11 protein-coding genes and 1 pseudogene are annotated in these 15,981 nt (G+C 70.4%); 5 read left to right on the top strand and 7 right to left on the bottom strand.

Annotation, left to right across the window (positions count from 1 at the left end):
• Positions 1-4 precede the first annotated feature (4 nt).
• Positions 5-1,687, bottom strand: coding sequence for an AMP-binding protein (locus ACZ7M3_RS44680; protein ID WP_472071540.1), 1,683 nt, complete (start codon positions 1,685-1,687; stop codon positions 5-7).
• A 177-nt stretch (positions 1,688-1,864) separates the two neighbouring features.
• Here ACZ7M3_RS44680 and ACZ7M3_RS44675 point away from each other — a divergent pair, with 177 nt between their 5' ends.
• On the top strand, positions 1,865-3,160 hold the full coding sequence (locus ACZ7M3_RS44675) for an acyl-CoA dehydrogenase family protein (protein WP_472071538.1): 1,296 nt from the start codon (positions 1,865-1,867) through the stop codon (positions 3,158-3,160).
• A 22-nt stretch (positions 3,161-3,182) separates the two neighbouring features.
• Positions 3,183-3,581, top strand: a complete 399-nt coding sequence (locus ACZ7M3_RS44670; RefSeq protein WP_054234033.1) for a RidA family protein — start codon at positions 3,183-3,185, stop codon at positions 3,579-3,581.
• Positions 3,582-3,618: 37 nt separating this feature from the next.
• On the opposite strand, the gene ACZ7M3_RS44665 is transcribed toward ACZ7M3_RS44670, so the two are convergent.
• The gene (locus ACZ7M3_RS44665; RefSeq protein WP_095852133.1) at positions 3,619-3,813 is read right to left on the bottom strand and encodes a DUF5999 family protein; all 195 of its coding nucleotides are present in this window, start codon (positions 3,811-3,813) and stop codon (positions 3,619-3,621) included.
• A 290-nt stretch (positions 3,814-4,103) separates the two neighbouring features.
• Here ACZ7M3_RS44665 and ACZ7M3_RS44660 point away from each other — a divergent pair, with 290 nt between their 5' ends.
• Positions 4,104-4,550: a DUF6299 family protein gene (locus ACZ7M3_RS44660; protein WP_472071535.1), complete on the top strand. Its 447-nt coding sequence runs from the start codon at positions 4,104-4,106 to the stop codon at positions 4,548-4,550.
• A gap of 96 nt (positions 4,551-4,646) precedes the next feature.
• Here ACZ7M3_RS44660 and ACZ7M3_RS44655 read toward each other — a convergent pair whose 3' ends face one another.
• From ACZ7M3_RS44655 to ACZ7M3_RS44645, 3 genes and pseudogenes are all read right to left on the bottom strand, one after another.
• Positions 4,647-6,176: a helix-turn-helix domain-containing protein gene (locus ACZ7M3_RS44655; RefSeq protein WP_472071533.1), complete on the bottom strand. Its 1,530-nt coding sequence runs from the start codon at positions 6,174-6,176 to the stop codon at positions 4,647-4,649.
• Between the two features lie 125 nt (positions 6,177-6,301).
• Positions 6,302-6,534, bottom strand: a pseudogene (locus tag ACZ7M3_RS44650) (DUF4236 domain-containing protein).
• A 118-nt stretch (positions 6,535-6,652) separates the two neighbouring features.
• Positions 6,653-7,513, bottom strand: a complete 861-nt coding sequence (locus tag ACZ7M3_RS44645) for a helix-turn-helix transcriptional regulator (protein ID WP_472071531.1) — start codon at positions 7,511-7,513, stop codon at positions 6,653-6,655.
• Positions 7,514-7,666: 153 nt separating this feature from the next.
• On the opposite strand from ACZ7M3_RS44645, the gene ACZ7M3_RS44640 reads away from it, so the two are divergent.
• Complete coding sequence (locus tag ACZ7M3_RS44640; protein WP_472071567.1) at positions 7,667-8,170, top strand: GNAT family N-acetyltransferase; 504 nt, start codon at positions 7,667-7,669, stop codon at positions 8,168-8,170.
• Between the two features lie 214 nt (positions 8,171-8,384).
• Positions 8,385-11,099: an aconitate hydratase AcnA gene (gene acnA, locus ACZ7M3_RS44635; RefSeq protein WP_472071529.1), complete on the top strand. Its 2,715-nt coding sequence runs from the start codon at positions 8,385-8,387 to the stop codon at positions 11,097-11,099.
• Positions 11,100-11,178: 79 nt separating this feature from the next.
• Here the strand turns inward: acnA and ACZ7M3_RS44630 are convergent, their stop codons facing one another.
• Together ACZ7M3_RS44630 and ACZ7M3_RS44625 are read right to left on the bottom strand one after the other, a co-directional pair.
• Positions 11,179-12,180: a helix-turn-helix transcriptional regulator gene (locus tag ACZ7M3_RS44630; protein WP_472071527.1), complete on the bottom strand. Its 1,002-nt coding sequence runs from the start codon at positions 12,178-12,180 to the stop codon at positions 11,179-11,181.
• A 58-nt stretch (positions 12,181-12,238) separates the two neighbouring features.
• Positions 12,239-15,901: a S8 family peptidase gene (locus tag ACZ7M3_RS44625; RefSeq protein ID WP_472071525.1), complete on the bottom strand. Its 3,663-nt coding sequence runs from the start codon at positions 15,899-15,901 to the stop codon at positions 12,239-12,241.
• Positions 15,902-15,981: the final 80 nt, after the last annotated feature.

Below are 15,981 nucleotides of genomic sequence, written 5' to 3'. Positions count from 1 at the left end.
AAGATCACTTGGGACCGCCGCCGGTGGACAACTCACCCTCCGGCGCGGGCGGCGACGGGTTCTCCCCGCTCGCCGGCGGAGCGTCCGCGCGCAGCCGGAAGCGTTGCAGCTTTCCGGTCGCCGTGCGCGGCAGCGAGTCCAGGAAGACGAACTCGCGAGGGCATTTGTACGGCGCCAGCTCGGACTTGAGGAAGGCGCGCAGCGCCGCGGTGTCCTTGCGTGCCCCCTCTCTGAGGACCGTGTACGCCACCACCACCTGCCCGCGTGCCTCGTCGGGCCGCCCCACGACCGCCGTCTCGACCACGTCCGGGTGGCGCAGCAGGGCGTCCTCGACCTCGGGCCCGGCGATGTTGTACCCCGCCGAGACGATCATGTCGTCGGCGCGGGCGACATAGCGGAAGTAGCCGTCGGGGTCGCGCACATAGGTGTCGCCGGTGATGTTCCAGCCGCCGCGCACGTACTCCCGCTGCCGTGGGTCGGCGAGATAGCGGCAGCCGACCGGGCCGCGCACCGCGAGCAGTCCGGGCTCGCCGTCCGGCACCGGCGTCCCCTCGGCGTCGACCACCCGCGCCTGCCAGCCCGGTACGGGGACGCCCGTCGTCCCGGGGCGGATGTGCTCGTCGGCCGCGGAGATGAAGATGTGCAGCAGCTCGGTGGCGCCGATGCCGTTGATGATGCGCAGTCCAGTGCGGTGGTGCCAGGCCTGCCAGGTCGCGGCGGGCAGGTTCTCGCCCGCGGACACACAGCGCCGCAGCGAGGTCGTGTCGTGCTCGTCCAGCTCCGCCAGCATCGCCCGGTAGGCGGTGGGTGCGGTGAACAGCACCGAGACGCGGTGCTCGGTGATCGCGGGCAACAGCTGCTTGGGGCCCGCCTGTTCGAGCAGCAGGGAGCAGGCGCCGGCGCGCATCGGGAAGACGACGAGGCCGCCGAGCCCGAACGTGAAGCCCAGCGGGGGACTGCCGGTGAAGACGTCGTCCTCGTGCGGCCGCAGCACGTGCTTCGAGAAGGTGTCCGCTATGGCCAGCACATCGCGGTGGAAGTGCACACAGCCCTTGGGACGGCCGGTGGTGCCGGAGGTGAACGCGATCAGCGCGACGTCGTCGGCGGCCGTGTCGACCGCCGTGAACGGCTCGTCCGGGGCGCCCGTGATGCGCAGCAGCAGGTCGTCGGGGGCGTCCCCGCCGTACGTCGTGATCCGCAGCCCCGGGATCTCCGCCTTCGCCAGGTCGTCGACCGACCGTACGTCGCACAGCGCGTGGGTGACGTGGGCGATGGCGCACACGGTGGTCAGCTCGTGCGGGCGCTGCTGGGCGAGCACCGTGACGGCGACCCCGCCCGCCTTCAGGACCGCCAGCCAGCACGCGGCGAGCCAGGGTGTGGTGGGCCCGCGCAGCAGCACCCGGTTGCCGGGCACGACGCCCAGTTCGGTGGTCAGGACATGGGCGATCCGGTCCACCCGGGCGAGGAGGTGCCCGTACGTCCACAGGTCGCCGGACGGCGTGCGGAAGGCGGGGCGCTGCGGTGGCTTGCCGCCGAGGAGTTCGGCGGCGCAGTTCAGCCGTTCGGGGTAGTGCAGCTCGGGCAGGTCGAAGGGGAGTTCGGGCCACTGCTCGGGGGGCGGGAGGTGGTCGCGGGCGAAGGTGTCGACGTGGGCCGAGGTCGTCGGCTCCAGGGTGTCGCCGTCCATGGAGGTTCGCCCCCTTGTCGTGGTGGGCTCGCAGCGCTCGGCTCGTGACTCTCGGTGCTCAGCTCTCGGTGCTCTGGGCTCGCGTCTCGCACAAGGAGCGTATCGTGTTGGTGACGACAGTCAACGTCTCGCGATAGCCTGGGGTCCCGCAGTCCGACGGCGGAGAGGGAACCGGCAATGACCGCATTCTCGCTCGATCCGGCACAGACCGCCTGGTGTGCCGAGCTGCGCGCGCTGGCCGAGGAGCGGTTGCGCCCGCTGGCGGAGAAGGGCGAGCCGGGTCACGTCAACCGTGCCCTTGTCGCCGAGTTGGGCCGGCTCGGGCTGCTCGCCCGCCTGTTCACCTCGGGCGCGCTCGATCTGTGCCTGATGCGGGAGTCCTTGGCGCACGGTTGCACCGAGGCCGAGACGGCGCTCGCCCTGCAGGGCCTCGGTGCGCATCCGGTGCACGCGTACGGCACCCGGGCGCAGCGCGAGCGCTGGCTGCCCCGGGTCGCGGACGGCAGTGCGGTGGCCGCGTTCGCGCTGAGCGAGCCGGGCGCGGGCTCGGACGCGGCAGCGCTGGCGCTCCGCGCGGACCGGGACGCCTCACGGGCGCCCACTTCCGCACCGACGCCCGGCGAAGCCGCACCCGCGGCCCGCGGGGCCTCATCTGCGGCCTCTGGAGTCGTGCCTGCGGCCCTCGGAGGCTTGCCCGCGGAGCCCGGGCCGTCCGTCGCCGAGGGGCAGGGGCCGCCCGTTGCCGAGCGTGACGGCTGGGGGAGCTGGCGGCTCAGTGGGGAGAAGTGCTGGATCTCGAACGCGCCCGAGGCCGACTTCTACACCGTCTTCGCGCGGACCACCCCGGGCGCCGGAGCCCGGGGTGTCACCGCCTTCCTGGTGCCCGCCGACCGTCCGGGCCTCACCGGCACCCCGCTCGACATGCTCTCCCCGCACCCCATCGGCGCCCTCGCCTTCGACGCCGTACCGGTGACCGCGGACGACGTGCTCGGCGAGCCCGACCGCGGTTTCCGGGTCGCGATGCACACCCTCAACCTCTTCCGCCCGAGCGTGGGCGCCTTCGCGGTCGGCATGGCGGAGGCGGCCCTCGCGGCGACGCTCACGCACACGGCCGGGCGTGAGGCGTTCGGCGGCAGGCTGAAGGACCTGCAGACGGTGGCGCACCAGGTCGCCGAGATGGCGCTGCGTACGGAGGCGGCCCGCCTGATGGTCTACGCGGCGGCGGCGGCGTACGACGAAGGGGCCCCGGACGTGCCCCGGCGCGCGGCGATGGCGAAGCTGCTGGCGACCGAGACGGCCCAGTACGTGGTCGACGCGGCCGTCCAACTGCACGGCGCCCGTGCCCTGCGCCGCGGCCATCTCCTCGAACACCTCTACCGGGAGGTCCGCGCGCCCCGTATCTACGAAGGCGCCAGCGAGGTCCAGCGGGCGGTCATCGCCAAGGAGCTGTACGCGTCGGTGGAGGCCCCGTGAGCGTCGAGAGCCTGGAGGTTCCGTGAGCACCGAGCGCGTCAACCCGCCCGAGCTCTCCCCGCCCACCGGCTTCTCGCACGCCGTCGTCGCCACCGGCACCCGCGTGGTCTTCCTGGCTGGCCAGACCGCGCTGGACACGGACGGGAAGGTGGTCGGCGCGACCCTCCCGGAGCAATTCGAGAAGGCGCTGACCAATCTGCTGACGGCGTTGCGGGCCGCGGGCGGCACCCCGGCCGACCTCGCGCGGGTCACGGTCTACGCCACCGATGTCGCGGACTACCGTGCGCGAGCCCCCGAACTCGGCCGCGTCTGGCGGCGGTTGGCGGGACGGGACTATCCCGCGATGGCCGTCGTCGGCGCCGCCCGCCTCTGGGACGAACAGGCCCTGGTCGAACTCGACGGTTTCGCGGTACTGCCGTAGCACCCCGCCCCCGGAACTTCCGGAATTCCCGGAGGGACTAGGCGGCGACGGCCAGCCGTTCGGCGAACACCCGGTGCGGAGCGACCACGCTGCCGTCGGGGAGCAGTTCACCGCTGTCGTCGAAGACGATCGCGCCGTTGCACAGCAGGCTCCAGCCCTGCTCGGGGTGGGCCGACACGATGTGCGGAGCGTTGGAGTCCGCGGACGGGCACAGAGTTTGGTGGGAACACATGACGCACCTCCACGTCGGATGCGATGAGTGTCGACGACGCCGTCGCCGCCTCGCATACGTAAGACCATGCTCCCGCGGCGAACTCATCGGAACCGCCGGTCGAGAAGCGTGACAACACGCGGACAACTCTCGAACGTTCCCATGACGCACGGACTCGACCCCCGACGGACCGGACCCGCCATGTACCGGACCCGCCGTGCACCGGACTCGCCACCAAAGGGGTGAGGGTCACCGCCGCGGGCCCGTGCGCCCGGTACCTGTGGAGCCCCCCACGTTCCAGGAGGTACCTCATGCCCTTGCGCCAGGTCTTCGGCGCGGCCACCGGCGCCGTGCTCCTGCTGCTGTTCGCCCCGTCCGCCGTCGCCGTGTCCGTCGGCGCCCTGTCGGCCCCGTCCGAGACGGTCACCGTCGACCCGACCGGTCACCTCGCCGCCGACGGAACCGTCACCCTCTCCGGCACCTACCGCTGTCTGAGCGGCACGGGGCCGGTGCTCGTCTCCTCGTCGGTGTCGCAGGGCGACCCCCGGATCCGCCACGGCATCGGCGGCAGCGCGGCGGTCTGCGACGGCGCGGAGCACCGCTGGACCAACTCGGAGAAGCGCACACCCGACACCCTCGCACCGGGCGCCGCCCATGTCGAGGCCACCCTGATGGAACTGAGCCCGGCCCTGGGCGGTCTGCCGCTGCCGCTGTTCCACGCGCTGCAGCAGCAGGACATCACCCTCATGGAGGGCTGAGCCGGCGCACGGGCGGGACGGGACGGCACACGGCGGGCTCGCCGGAGGACGACGCGAAGTCGTCCCCCCGGCGAGCCCCACCACCTTCCGGTCGCCCTAGATGTCCCGGAACGTATCGATCTGTGCCCCGATCGAGTTGAGCCGCTCGGCCAAGTCCTCGTAGCCGCGGTTGATGACGTACACATTGCGCAGCACGGACGTGCCGTCGGCCGCCATCATCGCCAGCAGCACGACCACGGCCGGGCGCAGCGCGGGCGGGCACATCATCTCGGCGGCGCGCCAGCGGGTCGGGCCCTCGACCAGCACGCGGTGCGGGTCGAGGAGCTGCAGTCGGCCGCCGAGCCGGTTGAGGTCGGTCAGGTAGATGGCCCGGTTGTCGTAGACCCAGTCGTGGATGAGGGTCTTGCCCTGGGCGGAGGCCGCGATGGCCGCGAAGAACGGCACGTTGTCGATGTTCAGGCCCGGGAACGGCATCGGGTGGATCTTGTCGATCGGCGCCTCGAGCTTGGAGGGCCGTACGGTCAGGTCCACCAGCCGCGTACGGCCGTTGTCGGCGAAGTACTCCGGCGTGCGGTCGTGGTCGAGGCCCATCTCCTCCAGTACCGCGAGCTCGATCTCCAGGAACTCGATCGGCACCCGGCGCACGGTCAGCTCCGACTCGGTGACCACAGCGGCGGCGAGCAGGCTCATCGCCTCGACCGGGTCCTCGGAGGGCGAGTAGTCCACGTCCACGTCGATGTTCGGCACGCCGTGGACGGTGAGCGTGGTCGTGCCGATGCCCTCCACCCGTACCCCGAGTGCCTCCAGGAAGAAGCACAGGTCCTGGACCATGTAGTTGGAGGAGGCGTTGCGGATGACGGTCGTGCCGTCGTGGCGGGCGGCGGCGAGCAGCGCGTTCTCGGTGACGGTGTCCCCGCGCTCGGTCAGCACGATGGGCCGGCTGGGGGAGACGGCCCGGTCGACCTGGGCGTGGTAGAGCCCCTCGGTGGCGGCGATGTCGAGCCCGAACCGCCGCAGCGCGATCATGTGCGGCTCGATGGTCCTGGTGCCGAGGTCGCAACCGCCCGCGTACGGCAGCTTGAAGGTGTCCATACGGTGCAGCAGCGGGCCGAGGAACATGATGATCGACCGCGTCCGGCGGGCGGCCTCGGCGTCGATCGCCTCCATGTCCAGCTCACTCGGGGGCGCGATCTCGAGGTCGACCCCGTCGTTGATCCAGCGGGTGCGGACGCCGATCGAGCCGAGCACCTCCAGAAGGCGGTAGACCTCTTCGATCCGGGCCACCCGGCGCAGCACCGTGCGCCCCTTGTTCAGGAGCGTCGCGCACAGCAGCGCGACACACGCGTTCTTACTGGTCTTGACATCGATCGAGCCGGACAGACGACGTCCGCCGACCACGCGCAGATGCATCGGACCCGCGTAGCCCAGAGAGACGATTTCGCTGTCCAGGGCTTCACCGATTCGAGCGATCATCTCAAGGCTGATGTTTTGGTTGCCGCGCTCGATGCGATTGACGGCGCTCTGACTTGTGCCGAGTGCCTCGGCGAGCTGCGACTGTGTCCAGCCCCGGTGTTGCCGGGCGTCACGGATGAGCTTGCCGATGCGTACGAGGTAGTCGTCTGCCATGGCGCGACCGTATATCTGATGTGAGATAAAGAGAAACGGAGCGCACCCGTCCGAGTAGTGGGCTACGGCACACCGCACCCACAGGGGAGTTCGGGTGCGGCGCCGTGGCGGCACGGCGACTTCGGTCAGCGCTCCCGCCGACGCGTCGTGCGCCGCCAGCCGAAGGGACCCGGCAGATCCTCCCCCACTCTCGACTTCGCTCGAGCGGGGGCACCCCCATCGTGGTGCGGCGCCCGTTGCTGCTGCGGGTGTGGTGCGGTCCGTGCCGGCCGCCCGTGGTGATCGACCACGAGCGCCGGTTGATGTTCAGCCGCACCCCGGGAAGGATGCGGAAGCTCTTGCGGAACGTGAGAGGCATGGTCGGTCCCCCTTGGGGCAGTTCGCGGCATTCCTGTCGTTTCGCGGCGCCGACTGTGGCGCGTCCCGTTCCGAGTACCCCGAAGCGGGCGATGGTTGCCTGTGAACTCCCGGCGCGTTCAGCCTCGTTCGGCCGCCCCGTGCTCCACGAGTGTCTGGGTGCCGATGACCCGGAGGAGGGCGACCTTTTCGGCGTCCCGCGTTCCCGGCTCGGCCGTGTAGACCATGATGCGCAGATCGCTGCCCCCGACGTTGAGTACGTCGCAGTCGAGTGTCAGGGGACCCAGCTGCGGATGGTCGATGGTCTTGCGCGAGGCCTCGTGGTGGCCCACGGCCTCGGACTCCCACAACTCGGCGAACCGGTCGCTGTGCGCGCGCAACTCCTCGACCAGGCGCCGCAGTCGCTGGTCCGCCGGGTACCGGCGAGCGGTCGCGCGCAGGTCGGCGACGACGGTGGTCTCGAACTCGCGTCGGGCCTCGGGGGTGTGGCGGACGTGGGTGCCCGGGCCCACGAGGTTGCGCCACACCGCGTTGCGCTCGTTGCCGCGCCATCCGGACGGGTCACCCATCAGGGCCGCGTACAGCGGGTTGGCCAGCAGCAGGTTCCACGCCGCGTCGAAGACCGCGACGGGCGTTCCGGTCAGCCGGTCCAGCATCCGGTGCACGCCGGGGGTGATGTGGGCGGGCACGGTGCCGCGTCCCGGCGGGACCAGTCCGGCGAGATGGAAGAGATGTTCGCGCTCGGTGCCGGACAGGCGCAGCGCCCGGCCGAGCGCCTCGACGATCTGCTCCGAGGGGTTGCTCGCCCGCCCCTGTTCGAGACGGGTCACATAGTCGACCGAGATCCCGGCCAGCAGGGCCAACTCCTCGCGGCGCAGTCCGGCCGCGCGCCGGTGCCCACCGACGGGGAGCCCGGCCGCCTCGGGGGAGACCCGGTCCCGCCAGCGCCGGACCGTCCGCCCGAACTCCGTACTCGCCATCCCCCCACTGTGCACCGGTCCGCCCGTCTGTGCCTGGCACTGCCAGTACCAGGCACAGACGGGCGGACCCGTGACCGCCCGCCCCGCCCCGAGTGCTGTGTTCCCCGCTCCGGGCGCCGTCGACAGGGTGTCGCCGTGCCCGCGTATCCGCCGATGCCGTCACGCCTCGAGACCGCCCGGCTGACGCTGCGGCCGTGGTCCGACTCCGATGCCGGGAGTCACAGCGCGCTCTTCGCGGAACGGGGCGACGGGCCGCTCCCGGTCGAACGGAGCCGCGAGATCATCGCGACCCAGCTCGCCGCGGCGGCGTCGACCGGCATCGCTCTGCTGCCCGTCGACCGCCGCGACACGGGCGCCTTCATCGGCCACTGCGGGCTCCTCGTCGGCCGGGCCTCCCTCGACGAACCCGAGATCGCGTACGAGTTGTTCCGCGGCGCGCACGGGCACGGCTGTGCGACCGAGGCGGCCTCCGCGGTGCTCGCCGCCGCGAGCACGACCGGGCGCGGGCGGGTCTGGGCGACCGTGCGCACCTGGAACGCTCCGTCGTTCCGTGTCCTCGAAAAGCTCGGGTTCGAGCGCGACCACGTCTCGGCCGACGACCGCGGCGAGCTGGTGTGGCTCACGCGCGCGCTGCCCCGGGCACGCCGGAGTGACTGACGGCAGCTCGACAGCATGCCGGGCATGACCCGGGGGCGCCCATGTACTAGAGTTATCTCGACATCGAGATATCTGCCGAGGTGCACCGCAGCCGCACGTTGTCATCAGGTCTGGCGGTAAGGCTTACCTAACTTAGCCTTACCTTAGCGGATCGGCCAAGACGTCGTGGCGGCAGGATGCGGTGGGAACGCGCACATCAATGAAGGAGACTGTCGTGTCGGCGAACAGCTTCGACGCCCGCAGCACGCTGCAGGTGGGCGACGAGTCGTACGAGATCTTCCGGCTGGACAAGGTGGAAGGCTCGGCTCGCCTTCCGTACAGCCTGAAGGTGCTGCTGGAGAACCTGCTCCGCACCGAGGACGGCGCGAACATCACCGCCGACCACATCCGGTCCATCGGAAACTGGGACTCCCAGGCGCAGCCCAGCCAGGAGATCCAGTTCACGCCCGCCCGCGTGATCATGCAGGACTTCACCGGCGTGCCCTGTGTCGTCGACCTCGCCACCATGCGTGAGGCCGTCAAGGAGCTCGGCGGCGACCCGGCGAAGATCAACCCGCTGGCTCCGGCCGAGCTGGTCATCGACCACTCCGTCATCGCCGACAAGTTCGGCACCAACGACGCGTTCGCGCAGAACGTCGAGCTGGAGTACGGCCGCAACAAGGAGCGCTACCAGTTCCTGCGCTGGGGCCAGACCGCCTTCGACGAGTTCAAGGTCGTCCCGCCGGGCACCGGCATCGTCCACCAGGTGAACATCGAGCACCTGGCGCGCACGGTCATGATCCGTAACGGCCAGGCCTACCCCGACACGCTCGTCGGCACCGACTCGCACACCACCATGGTCAACGGCCTCGGTGTGCTCGGCTGGGGCGTCGGCGGCATCGAGGCCGAGGCCGCGATGCTCGGCCAGCCGGTCTCCATGCTCATCCCGCGCGTCGTCGGCTTCAAGCTGACCGGTGAGCTCACCCCGGGCACCACCGCCACCGACCTCGTGCTCACGATCACCGAGATGCTCCGCAAGCACGGTGTCGTCGGCAAGTTCGTCGAGTTCTACGGTGAGGGCGTCGCCGCCACCTCCCTCGCGAACCGCGCCACCATCGGCAACATGTCGCCGGAGTTCGGCTCGACGGCCGCGATCTTCCCGATCGACGCAGAAACGATCAAGTACCTCAAGCTGACCGGCCGCAGCGAGCAGCAGCTCGCGCTCGTCGAGGCGTACGCCAAGGAGCAGGGCCTCTGGCTCGACCCGGCCGCCGAGCCCGACTTCTCCGAGAAGCTGGAGCTGGACCTCTCGACGGTCGTCCCGTCGATCGCCGGCCCGAAGCGCCCGCAGGACCGCATCGTCCTGGCAGGCGCCGCGCAGCAGTTCGCGCAGGACGTGCGCAACTACGTGGACGAGGACGACGAGGCGGGCAAGGAGTCCTTCCCGGCCTCCGACTCCCCGGCCGCCACCAACGGCGTACCGACCCGTCCGACCACGGTCACCGCCCCCGACGGCTCGACCTACGAGATCGACCACGGCGCGGTGACGGTCGCGGCCATCACCTCCTGCACCAACACCTCGAACCCGTACGTCATGGTCGCCGCCGCGCTCGTCGCGAAGAAGGCCGTGGAGAAGGGCCTGACCCGCAAGCCGTGGGTCAAGACCACCCTCGCCCCGGGCTCCAAGGTCGTCACCGACTACTTCGACAAGGCGGGGCTCACCCCCTACCTCGACAAGGTCGGCTTCAACCTCGTCGGCTACGGCTGCACCACCTGCATCGGCAACTCCGGCCCGCTGCCGGAGGAGGTCTCCAAGGCCGTCAACGACCACGACCTCGCCGTCACCTCGGTCCTCTCCGGCAACCGGAACTTCGAGGGCCGCATCAACCCCGACGTCAAGATGAACTACCTGGCCTCCCCGCCGCTGGTCGTCGCGTACGCGCTCGCGGGCTCCATGAAGGTGGACATCACCAAGGACGCGCTGGGCATCGACCAGGACGGCAAGCCCGTCTACCTGGCCGACATCTGGCCCTCCGAGGCCGAGGTCAACGACGTCGTGGCGAACGCCATCGGCGAGGACATGTTCAACAAGTCCTACCAGGACGTCTTCGCGGGCGATGCCCAGTGGCAGGCGCTGCCGATCCCGACCGGCAACACCTTCGAGTGGGACCCGCAGTCCACCTACGTCCGCAAGCCCCCGTACTTCGAGGGCATGGCGCACGAGCCGTCCCCGGTCACCGACATCGCCGGTGCCCGTGTACTCGCCAAGCTCGGCGACTCGGTCACCACCGACCACATCTCCCCGGCCGGCGCCATCAAGGCCGACACCCCGGCCGGCAAGTACCTCACCGAGCACGGTGTGGAGCGTCGTGACTTCAACTCCTACGGCTCGCGCCGAGGCAACCACGAGGTCATGATCCGCGGCACGTTCGCCAACATCCGCCTGCGCAACCAGATCGCGCCGGGCACGGAGGGCGGCTACACCCGCGACTTCACCGTCGAGGGCGCGCCCGTCGCGTTCATCTACGACGCCTCGCGCAACTACATCGAGCAGGGCACCCCGCTGGTCATCCTGGCCGGCAAGGAGTACGGCTCCGGCTCGTCCCGCGACTGGGCCGCCAAGGGCACCGCGCTCCTCGGCGTCAAGGCCGTCATCGCCGAGTCGTACGAGCGCATCCACCGCTCGAACCTCATCGGCATGGGCGTCCTGCCGCTCCAGTTCCCGGAGGGCGCCACCGCCGAGACCCTCGGCCTCACCGGCGAGGAGACCTTCTCCTTCACCGGCGTCGAGGAGCTCAACAACGGCACCACCCCGCGCACGGTGAAGGTCACCACCGACACCGGCGTCGAGTTCGACGCGGTCGTCCGCATCGACACCCCCGGCGAGGCGGACTACTACCGCAACGGTGGCATCATGCAGTACGTGCTGCGCAACCTGATCCGCAAGTAGGCGATCCGGTACGGCGGCCGGGCCGCACTCCTCCTCGAAAGGGGTGCGGCCCTTCGCATGCGACGGCACGTCCGCGTGCCTACACCCAGCCGCGCTGAGCCGCCCGCATCCCCAGCTGGAAACGGCTCGCCGCGCCCAGCCGCTCCTGCAGATCGCTCACCCGGCGACGCAGTGTCCGCAGGCTCACCCCCAGGTGACGGGCGACCGCCTCGTCCTTCATCCCGGCGGCCAGCAGCCGGGTCAACGTCCGCTCCCCCTCGGTGAGTTCACCGTCGGCGACCGGCTGGCCGAGCGGCGTCGCCTGCTGCCAGGCCAGCTCGAAGAGCTTCTGCAAGGCCTCGGTGACCGCCGAGTGCCACACCACGACGGCACAGTAGCCACCGGCCACGGAGGCGGTCAGCGGCAGCAGCGCCCGGCATCCGTCGACCACCAGCAGCTTGAGCGGCACGGTCGGCAACACCCGGGCCTGCTCGCCGAGTTCGACCATGCTCAGGGCGCGGGACAGGACCTTCGGATCCTCCAGGCCGGTCGCCGCGTATATCCCCCGAGAGACGATTCCGCGGCTGAGCAGATCGGCCTGGAGATCCACCTGCGGAGCGGGCGGGGCGAGATACGGCGGTGTGTCGAAAAGGCACACCTCGTGCTCGGCGCGCGCGTACATCTCCTCCAGGCGTGCCGCGATGGCGCCCTCGCCGGAGGCCACCTCGACCAGCCGGGACGGCTCCTCGCGAAGCAGCCCCGCCTCGTACGCGGTCGCCATCTCCTCGGCGGTGGCGGCCAGCAGTTCGGACTCCGTCTCGCGTCGCCGGATCAGCGCGCGGATCGCCACCCGGGGGTCGACCGCCCGTAACCCGCCCATGGAGTCCGGTGGTTGCAGCAGCCCGAGCGTGAGCAGCCGGTTGCAGGCCTCGCGGACCCGGGCCGGGGAGACACCGGTCAGCAGCGCCCAGCCGGCCGCGCCGGCGTCGGGCTGGTTGAGGATTGCCTGGTACAACAGCTCGTCGAACGCGGAGACCCCCACCGCGGCCCAGGGGCTCGCGGCAGGGGTCTCCCTTGCCGTGTCGTATGCCGTGTTCACCATGGCCCGGCACGGTAGACGATCTTTGTTAAGAATCTTCGCAACGTTTGGCTGCGGTCGTCTACTTCAGGCCGAACGCCCGTACGACCGTCTGGTCGACGATGTTGCCGTCCCGGTCGCCGGCCCGTACGCGCAGCGACACGAACCGGGCGTCCTTCTTCGGGTGCTTCAGCTCCGCCCTGCCGTGCTTGACCTGCACTTCCTTCCACGAGGTGCCGTCGTCGTACGAGACCCAGGCCTTCAGGGAACTGGCGGTGACGTCGCCCGACTGGTTCCGGACGGAGAGGCCGAGCTTCGACGTGTGTCCGGCCTCAGCACTGTTGAGAAGGTTGAGCCCGGCCACGTCGTAGTCGATCGAGAGCAGCCCGAGCGCCGTCTGCTGGTCCGTGTGTGCCGAGGCGAAGGACCATTCGGTGTGGGTGGCGGTGGAGTACGCCGCCCAGTCGGCCGTGCGCTGCGTGTCGACCACGAGGCGGTACGAGGACTTCGCCGCCGGCGCGGTGAACGTGCCGTAGCCGCCGAGTGCGGTGTCGCCGACCAGTTGCCCGTCCGCGTACAGCTTGCCCTTCGCGGTGTCCAGAACGTTGTCCGCGTATCCGTAGTGGCCCGGTGTGGCATCGCTCAACTCCGGGATACGGAAGGTGAGTTTGTCACCGGTGCGTTGGGAGAGGCCGGACCGCTGAGCGGTCGCCGGGCGGACGACCTGGCCCAGCCAGTCCTCGGTGGGCTGCTTGCCCGCCTTGTCGAAGGTCCGCACGGGACCCCACTGAGGCTGGTTCGCCTCCCAGTTGGGATAGACGGCGTGCCAGATCCGGTTGTCGGAGACGTTGTAGTACTCGGTGCGCTCCGTGCCGAGTCGCACGTTGGTGGTGGTCGCGATGTCGGCACTCTGCCAGGGGCGGTACCGGTACACGGCGTCCTTGCCGACATCCCCGGCGCCAGCCCCGCGGTAACGAACCGTCTGCTTCACCGTGTTGGAGCTGTTCAGGTTGTACGTCTGGTTCGCCGAGACGGCTCCCACCTGCGGGAACATCACGTTGTACACATACGGACTGACCGGAGTGCCGACCAGCTTCAGCTTGACCTTCTTCCCGCTCTTCAGCAGGGCGCCGAGCTTCGCGCCGTCCTCGCCGGTGGCGAGCATCAGCGGGACAGTCATGCTCTGCACGGAGCCGAGCCAGTATCCGGGCGTCTCGCGGTAGGCGAGGACGTAACCGGCCCCGGCCGCGGTCGCGTTGGCCAGCGCCTCGTCCGCCGTCGCACCGGCGCCCACCCGGACGACCGCCACCTTGCCCTTGACGTCGAGTCCCTTGAAGTCGGCCGCGGTTCCGGCGCCCGCGTCCACCGCCCGCACCGTGTGATCACCGCTGACCTTCACGGGGAGGCCGCTGTACGTCTGCGCGTAGTCGAGGGGCAGCGCGTACTTCTCCGGGCCGGTGACGCTCGCCGTCAGCTCCTTGGCGTACAGCCGGAACTTCGAGGAGAACTCGAACATGCCCTGGGTGACCTTCTCGGTGGGCGCCACATAGATGTGGTCGGTCCACCAGCCCTGGCTGTAGGTCACCCCGAAGGCGGTGCCCGGGCCTTCCCGGTGCCAGTTCGTGCTGAAGCCCTGGAACTCGGAGTCCTCCTTGGTCTTCGGCTTGATCTCGACCGCCTTGCGGGCGTCGAGGACGACCTCGGTGTCACGGTCGACCTTGATCTCCGGATCGCCGACGACCGAGGTGTTGACCTCCAGTCCGGCCGCGTCCCGCTGCGAGATCCAGGACGCCGTGGAGTACGTACCGGCCGGCACCTTGAAGGTGTAGCCGCTGCCGATGAACCCGTAGGTGTCGGGATACGCGCCGTTCAGCTCCTGCAGCATGAAGATCGACGAAGACTTGGTCGGCTTGCCGTCACGGCCCAGCAGCGACACCTTCAGGTCGTAGGTCTTCGGCAGTTTCTCGAAGCCGATGGCCGTGGTGACGAGGACACCGTCGGCGCTCGCGGTGATGTGGCCCGTGTACCGGCCCGTCGCCTCCTTCGCCGGGTCGACCGTGACCGCGACGGTGGCGGTGCCCTTCGCCGGGACGGTCACCGTGTCCGCGTTCGGTGTGGCGTCGCGAAGTGACGAGGACACCTTCAACTCCACCGCTTTGTCCGTGGTGTTGGTGTACGTGATGTCCTTGTAGGCGGCCTCGGTGTCGGTCTCCTCGTACTTGCCGAAGCTCAGCGTCGGCGTCGCGAAGACGCCCTGGTTGACGGCCCGTACGGCGTCGACCCGGCCGTCGCCCTGCTCGAAGACGTCGGCGTCCGGCATGGTCTTCGCCGTGGCCGCCAGCGCCTGCTTGATCTGCCGGCCCGTCCAGTCGGGGTGGGCCTGGGCGACCAGCGCCGCGGCGCCCGCGACATGCGGGGTGGCCATCGACGTACCGCTCGCCGTCGTGTAGTAGTCGTCGACCGGCGTACCACCAGGCATGCTGGTGCCCGCGGCGCGGGCCGCGGTGATGGCCACGCCGGGCGCGGTGATCTCCGGCTTGACCGCGTAGTCACCGGCGCGCGGACCGCGGCTGGAGAACGAGGCCAGCTTGTCGGACTTGTCCACGGCGCCCACTGTCAGCGCGGAGTCGGCGATGCCCGGGGTGCCGACGGTCTGCTCGGACGGGCCGGAGTTGCCCGCCGCGATCACGAAGAGGGTGCCGGTGGACTCGGACAGCTTGTCGACGGTCTCGCTCAGGATGTCGGAGGGGCCGGTGGCGTCACCGCCCAGCGACATCGACACGATCTTCGCGCCGGATTTGGCCGCCCACTCCATGCCCGCGATGATCCAGGAGTCCTGGCCGTGGCCGGTGTTGTCGAGCACCTTGCCGACGCGCAGTTCCGCGCCCGGTGCCACGCCCTTGCGCTTGCCGTCCGAGGCCGCGCCCGAGCCGACGATCGTGGACGCCACATGGGTGCCGTGACCGTGACCGTCCTGCACCGTCTCGCCCGGTACGAAGCTCTGCGTCTCGGCGATCTTCCCCGCTAAGTCCGGGTGCCCGGTGTCCACGCCGGTGTCCAGGACCGCGACGTCGACGCCCTTGCCGTCGTAGCCCGACTTCCACACCTCGGGTGCGCCGATCTGCGGCACGCTGACGTCGAGGGACGCCTGCACCTTGCCGTCGAGCCAGATCTTGTCGATGCCCTCGCCGAGTTGCTTGGCGGCCTTGGTGGTCGGTTCGGTGCCGAGAGCGGGGGCGATGTCGGCCCAGAAGGAGGTCGACTTCCTCGCGCTCAGCGCGGCCCCGTCGATCGCGGGCAGCTTGAGCGTCCGGCGTGCGCCGTCGGGGGTCGCGCTGCCGCTCTTGTACGTCGCGATCACCGGGGTGGTGCCGGTGTTCGCGTCCGCGTATCCCTGCTTCACCAGCTGGGTGACGTTGAACAGGGCCGGGTCGACACGGCCCGCCTTCACCAGCGGGATCGCGTCCGCCGGCAGGACACTGATCTCGCCGTCGCGCTCGCTCGACAGGAAAGTGGCGGCCTCGCGGCCCTTGCCGCGCTGGACGTCGACGGCGTACTTCCCGTCCGGTCCGGCGGTGAGCGACACGATGTCGCCGGTGATGAGGGTGACGGTCCGGGTGCTGCCCTGCGCCGTGCCCGGTGGGGCGTCGGGCGAGGGCGTCGGGGCCGCTGCCGAGGGGGCGATCGCACCCGCGAGCAGAGCGGCGGCGCCTGCCATGGCCCAGAGGGCGTGGAGTCTTCGCATCTGTGGGCTTTTCCTTCCCTTGAAAGACCTGTTGAGGTCTGGACCACTGTGCGGGCCGAGCACGAAGGGGCTCAAGGGAT

The sequence above is a fragment of the Streptomyces sp. NPDC111656 genome, from assembly GCF_055656965.1.
Note: the sequence above shows the minus strand (reverse complement) of the source record. Positions and strands in the feature narration are given on the sequence as shown.

Coding starts and splice junctions, on each gene's coding strand:
- ACZ7M3_RS44675 (WP_472071538.1), top strand. CDS start 1,865: ATGACCGCATTCTCGCTCGATCCGGCACAGACCGCCTGGTGTGCCGAG.
- ACZ7M3_RS44665 (WP_095852133.1), bottom strand. CDS start 3,813: ATGTGTTCCCACCAAACTCTGTGCCCGTCCGCGGACTCCAACGCTCCG.
- ACZ7M3_RS44640 (WP_472071567.1), top strand. CDS start 7,667: ATGCCGTCACGCCTCGAGACCGCCCGGCTGACGCTGCGGCCGTGGTCC.
- ACZ7M3_RS44645 (WP_472071531.1), bottom strand. CDS start 7,513: ATGGCGAGTACGGAGTTCGGGCGGACGGTCCGGCGCTGGCGGGACCGG.
- ACZ7M3_RS44625 (WP_472071525.1), bottom strand. CDS start 15,901: ATGCGAAGACTCCACGCCCTCTGGGCCATGGCAGGCGCCGCCGCTCTG.
- ACZ7M3_RS44630 (WP_472071527.1), bottom strand. CDS start 12,180: ATGGTGAACACGGCATACGACACGGCAAGGGAGACCCCTGCCGCGAGC.
- ACZ7M3_RS44660 (WP_472071535.1), top strand. CDS start 4,104: ATGCCCTTGCGCCAGGTCTTCGGCGCGGCCACCGGCGCCGTGCTCCTG.
- ACZ7M3_RS44655 (WP_472071533.1), bottom strand. CDS start 6,176: ATGGCAGACGACTACCTCGTACGCATCGGCAAGCTCATCCGTGACGCC.
- ACZ7M3_RS44680 (WP_472071540.1), bottom strand. CDS start 1,687: ATGGACGGCGACACCCTGGAGCCGACGACCTCGGCCCACGTCGACACC.